Source organism: Mariniflexile sp. (assembly GCF_041583155.1).
Taxonomy (GTDB): domain Bacteria; phylum Bacteroidota; class Bacteroidia; order Flavobacteriales; family Flavobacteriaceae; genus Mariniflexile.
The window spans coordinates 23,192-29,191 of record NZ_JBFHGK010000045.1 but is presented as its reverse complement, the minus strand read 5'-3'; the positions used below and the strand labels follow the sequence as shown (position 1 = coordinate 29,191).

Genomic DNA, 6,000 nt, shown 5'->3' with positions numbered 1-6,000 from the left:
TTGGCTTTTAATATGGTGCCTAAAGAACATATTAGGTCGGTTGCAGATTTTATAAAAACCAGAGGCATGGCGTGTAGCGTTTATGGTTCTCAATATCTGTTAGAGGCACTTTACAATGCTAATGAAAGTGATTATGCTTTAGAATTATTGACTGCCACACACGACCGAAGTTGGTATAATATGATACGAATAGGGTCTACAATGACACTTGAAGCATGGGATATGAAATATAAACCAAATTCAGACTGGAATCATGCCTGGGGAGCAACACCTGCAAATATAATTCCAAGAGGGTTATGGGGAATTCAACCAAAAACGCCCGGATATCAGGTGGCTTCAATAAAACCGCAATTAGGCAATATAAAAACAAGTACTATTATGGTTCCAACTATTATAGGAGCCATAAAGGCAGATTATAGTCTGTTAAGTAATAATAAAAAAAAATATACCATTGAAATTCCAGCAAATATGAGCGCTGAATTTGAAGTGGAAAATGTTTCATTCGTTAAATTAAATGGGAAAAAGATACGCAGGAAATCAGATATCATTCTTTTGAATCCAGGGAAAAATGTGGTAGAAATAACGACTACAAATTAAACTTCAGATTACTAAGATGTAATTATGAACAGAAACCTCTATCATACCATAATTATTGTCTCATAGTATAAGTATCATCCGGTGCGCCCCAAGCTCTTTAGCAAGAGTACTTTTTATTCAATTTTTAAATTCCTTTTATTCTTATAAATAATTGATGATTTTGGCTTATCTCATTGATTCCAAGTAATTTTTTAACGGTTTTTTATCTTTTCAGAATTACTCTTAAAGATTAAATGTCCAGATATTTTATATAAGTGCATTGCATTTAGATATTGGCAAATATTAAGCAAACCCAAGTTTTTTTGAAACATGGACGAATCTATCAAATACCAGGAGAATTTACTATCAAACGAATTATTCTTTATAATTAAAATTGAAGCGGAATGATAAATATCTGTATTCGTGATTACTATACTACATGTTATGATATCAATTGTATATAATTTCCATTAAATCAAGCAGTTTGAATGAAATGTCCATAAATGAGAATGAAATGTCCATTCTTTAAGATTCTTTTAACATTAAATTAGCAGAACAATTAAACTAAATAAAATAAAAATGGTAAAACTAAAACTCTTATTGATAGCCTTGCTAATGGGCTTTACAGGTGCTTCCTGGGGACAAAACAAAGTGTCTGGTGTGGTTAGTGATAGTCAGAACATTCCTATTCCAGGAGCAAATATTCTTGTTAAAGGTACTACACAAGGTGCCGCCACAGATTTTGATGGGAATTATGAAATTACTGCAAAATCGGGAGACATTTTGGTGTTTTCTTATCTAGGATTTAAAACACAAGAAGTTGTATACAAAGGACAAGCTAAGTTAAATATTAAAATGCAAGACGATGCGGCGCAACTAAGCGAGGTAGTTGTGATTGGTTATGGTTCTGTAAAACGAAGTGACCTTACAGGAGCTGTTGCATCTATTAGTAGTGAAAACATAACTGCACAGAAGAAAACAGATATTGGTCAGGCTATTAAAGGGCAAGTGTCTGGTGTAGATGTTAGGTCATTAAGTAATAAACCTGGTGCACCTCTTAATATTAGAATTAGAGGTAATACGGCTATTACAAATAATATTGCAGGTCGCGATGGTTTAAGTGATGATGCTGCAGACGACCGTTCAAAACCATTATATGTTGTAGATGGAATCTTTTTTGAGGATATCAATATTTTAAATCCAGCCGATATTCAACAAATGGATATTTTAAAAGATGCTTCAGCAACTGCAATTTACGGATCTCGTGGTGCTAATGGTGTTGTAATTATTACTACTAAAAATGGTATCGAAGGAAAAACAGTGTTTACTTATGAAGCTACGATGGGTATGAACTCAGTTGTAAATGAACCTGATTATTTTTCAGGTGATGAATATGTAGCCTTTGTAGATGACGTTATTAGAAGTAGAGAGTGGGTAAAACTTTTTAGTAATGGGGTAGGGACTGTAGATGATTATAACAATATAAATGTTGCTAATTTTATTAATACAGAAATACAAACAACAAACGAAGAAGCTAGTAATGTGGCTAACAGACGTTATACAAATTGGAGAAAAGATTTTCAAAAAACAGGTTTCCAAACAAGTCATAATTTAGGAATGTCTGGAGGAAGCAATGGTTTAGTTTATAATGGAACTATTGGTTATTTAAGTGATGAAGGTGTTATTGGTATAGAGGCTTTTGAGCGTTATAACATAAGTGCTTCACTTTCCAAAAAGGTGTCAGACCAATTTACAGTAGGTTTAAAAACATATTTGGCATTTTCTGAACGTGAAGAAGGTAGTAGAGAGTTATATAGAAGTACTCAACGTTTAGCGCCAACCGTAAACCATCGCGATGTTGACGGGAATATTATTATGTTTCCAGATCAACAAGATAAGCGATTTATAAATCCTTATTATGATGCTAATGGAGCATGGATAAATAATACGAAGTCTATGGATGTTATTGCAAATGTATTTTTAAACTATAAACCTGCAGAATGGATTAGTTTTAAAACACAATTTGCTCCAAATATTAAGAATACTAGATTTGGTGAATATAGAGGTTTGTTAACAAAATCATCAGAAAACAATCCATCACGAGTACGAGCTTATTACGACTCCTATTTTAATACGTCGTATTCTTGGGATAATACTGTAGATTTAAATTTTGATGTAGCCGAAGGCCATAATTTAAAAACAACTTTAATATCTTCTGTATATTATAAGCAACGCGAGTGGAGTAATATTGAAACTAGAAATTTTGATACAGATGCATTTTCATTTTATAACACAGAATCTGGTTTAGATATAAGAACGTATGACACGGAGTATGTTAAAGAAACTATAGCATCTTTTGCTGGACGTTTAAACTATAGTATTCTAGATAAATATTTGTTCACTTTTTCAGGTAGATATGATGGTTCATCAAAATTATCTCCAACAAATAAATGGGCATTCTTTCCGGCAGCAGCTTTTGCTTGGAAAGCAAGTGATGAGGAATTTTTACAAAACACAGATTGGTTAAGTAATTTAAAATTACGTTTAAGTTATGGAGAATCTGGAAATGATACTTCGGTTAGTCCATATGAAACATTGGCATTTCTAGGTAATAATGATTATTTGTTTGGTACAACTCAGACTAACGGAGTTACTGTAACCGGGTTACCAAATTACGATTTAACATGGGAGCGTTCTAAAGAATTTAACTTAGGTTTAGATTTTGGTGTTCTACAAAACAAAATCAGACTAGGCATAGAGGTATATAATAAAAAGACAGTTGGAAGTATACTTAGTAGATTATTATCACCAATAAGCGGATATAGCAGTGCAACTGGTAATTTCGGATCTATTCGTAATAAAGGGGTAGAAATTGTTTTAAACACTAGAAACATACAAACAGATAATTTTAGCTGGACCACTAGTATTAATTTTTCAAGAAACAAAAATGAAATATTAGAGTTAGACGGCGACTTGGATTTAATTCCTTACGGAAACCACGGTGTTTTACAAATAGGAGAAGCTGCTGATGCCGTTTGGGCTTACGAAAAAATTGGTATATGGCAATTAGATGAAGTAACCGAAGCAGCAGTTTATAATAGAAAACCTGGTGAATATAAATTTAAAGACCAAAACAATGACGGTTTAATTAATGACGAAGATAAAGTTGTTTTAGGGCAAGAATCTCCAGATTGGACAGGAGGAATCACAAATACATTTAGCTATAAAAACTTTGACCTCTCATTTAATATATATACAAGACAAGGCAGTTTTGGACATTCAGAATTTAATCAACTTTCAGTGCCTTGGCAAGGAGACGATGCTAAATTTAATAAGGTAGATTTAGATTACTGGACACCTAATAATCAAAATTCTAAAAACCCAGCCTTAGAGTATGGCGCAAATGCAGATTGGTATTATACAGATTTTGATTTTATCCGTGTAGGGAATATTGGATTAGGTTACCAATTTTCACAACCAATGTTAGATAAATTAAAAATGTCTAGTTTACGTTTAACATTGGATATTCAAAATCCATTCACATTCACAGATTATGAAGGTTCAGATCCTGAAACAGGGCTACAGAATAACTACAATGGTGGTTATTTAGTTAAAACCATATTATTTGGACTTAAATTATCTTACTAATTTTTAAACTATATAAAGATGAAATTATTAAAAAACATAAAATATATAATAGCATTATCGGCATTAATGATGCTGTTAAATGCTTGTGATAACTATATTGAAGAAGATGTGTATTCAAAGGTTACAAGTGAAAATTTTATTACTGAAACTACAGCAGACCAATTAATTGTTGGTATTTATGTGCAAGTTCGCGCAGTTTATAGAAATTATGATTATAAATTTTTAGGAACCGATATTTTTACATCTAAAAATGACGTTAGTTCTATTAGTTCTGGTAATGATTATGTAGGGTTTGAAGCACCAAATACTAGTGGTGTTTGGTCTACAAATTATGATGTTATTGCAAAAGCAAATACAGCCATTAATCGTTATGAAAATCAAATTAATTGGAGTGCCGGAAAATTAGCTGATAAAGCGTATGGTATTGCACAAGCTAAAGGCTTAAGAGCATTGGCATATTTTAATTTAGTGCAACAATTTGGTGGGGTTGTTTTAGAATTGGAAGAGCCTGTTAGTATTCGTTCAGACTATACTAGGTCTACTGAAGAACAAATCTATACTCAAATTATTAAAGATTTAGAATCGGCAATTCCAGATTTACAAGCAGCACCACCAGCTGGGAGATTTTCACAAAGAGCAGCACAACATGTATTGGCAGAAGTATATTTAACAAAAGCTTATAAATCATTCGGGTCAAGTGCAGATTTTACAACTGCTGCAAATTTAGCGGAACAAGCAATAGGTACTTATGATATCAGAAGTCAATCGTTCGCCAAAGTGTTTGCTTATAATAATCAAGTAAATGCCGAAGTGCTTTTTGCCGCGCAGTGGGGAACTGCCTCGGTAGATAAAAATAATAATAAACATGCAGCTTTTATGTATCAGGTATTTAATTTACCAGGTGTTAGTAGAGCGAATCCTTACGGACAAGTTGGCTTTAATGCTATGCCTACACCATACTTTTATTCCTTATTTGATGCGAATGATACAAGAGATGATGCCACCGTACATCGTGCTATTCTTGCAGACGAAGCCGGAGTACTTGGTGTAGATAATATTGTTGTTGGAGATACTGTAGTATATTTTCCAAAAGTTGCCATTGGAGCTTCAGAACTTGCTGAAAGATTAAACAAGTATTGGGTATACCAGCCAGATCAATATTTATGGGGTAGACCAGCTGAATTATCAGTAGATGTTAACTATAAATATGCTTTAAATCCAGAGCTTACTAACTTCCCGATTTTCAAAAAATTTGACGATGAAAACTTTAATGCTGATTCGGAAGGTGCTCGAGATACATTTATATTCAGAGTTGCAGAAACTCATTTAATTGCGGCCGAAGCATTTTTAGGTGCAAGTAATTCTGCGAAAGCACTATTTCATATCAATAGAGTGAGAGAACGTGCTACAGGAGTTGCTAATCATTACACAACAGTAACTTTAGATAATATCCTAGACGAACGCGCTTTAGAGTTAGCAGGTGAAGATAATAGATGGGCTGTGTTAAAACGTACAGGTAAATTGGAAGAGCGTATAAACCTTTACAATCCACATGTTGTAGATCATGGAGCCTTTGATGCTACTAAGCATTTATTGCGTCCAATCCCAACTCAAGAATTAACGCTTTCACCAAATACAATGACACAAAATCCTAAGTATTAATAGCAAATAGTAGTTGTTTTGTTGAGTTAGTTTAGTAGAAAATATAGGCAGACACATGTTTGTCTGCCTATATTTTTATTTTACAGTTAGGGCTTCAGTAACATGTTTTTTGTT

The 6,000-nt window shown here is 33.1% G+C and carries 3 protein-coding genes; all 3 read left to right on the top strand.

Going from position 1 to position 6,000, the window contains the following annotated elements; all coding sequences use genetic code 11:
- A partial coding sequence (locus tag ABYI63_RS14235) for an alpha-L-rhamnosidase C-terminal domain-containing protein (RefSeq protein WP_372757205.1) occupies positions 1-597 on the top strand: 597 nt, incomplete at its 5' end.
- 558 nt (positions 598-1,155) lie between these two features.
- Complete coding sequence (locus ABYI63_RS14230) at positions 1,156-4,224, top strand: SusC/RagA family TonB-linked outer membrane protein (protein ID WP_372757204.1); 3,069 nt, start codon at positions 1,156-1,158, stop codon at positions 4,222-4,224.
- A gap of 18 nt (positions 4,225-4,242) precedes the next feature.
- Entirely contained in the window at positions 4,243-5,886 is a 1,644-nt protein-coding gene (locus ABYI63_RS14225; protein WP_372757202.1) for a RagB/SusD family nutrient uptake outer membrane protein, read from the top strand.
- Positions 5,887-6,000 lie beyond the last annotated feature (114 nt).

Excerpts from the sequence above, each read along its gene's own strand:
- ABYI63_RS14230 (WP_372757204.1), top strand. The coding sequence starts at position 1,156 with ATGGTAAAACTAAAACTCTTATTGATAGCCTTGCTAATGGGCTTTACA.
- ABYI63_RS14225 (WP_372757202.1), top strand. The coding sequence starts at position 4,243 with ATGAAATTATTAAAAAACATAAAATATATAATAGCATTATCGGCATTA.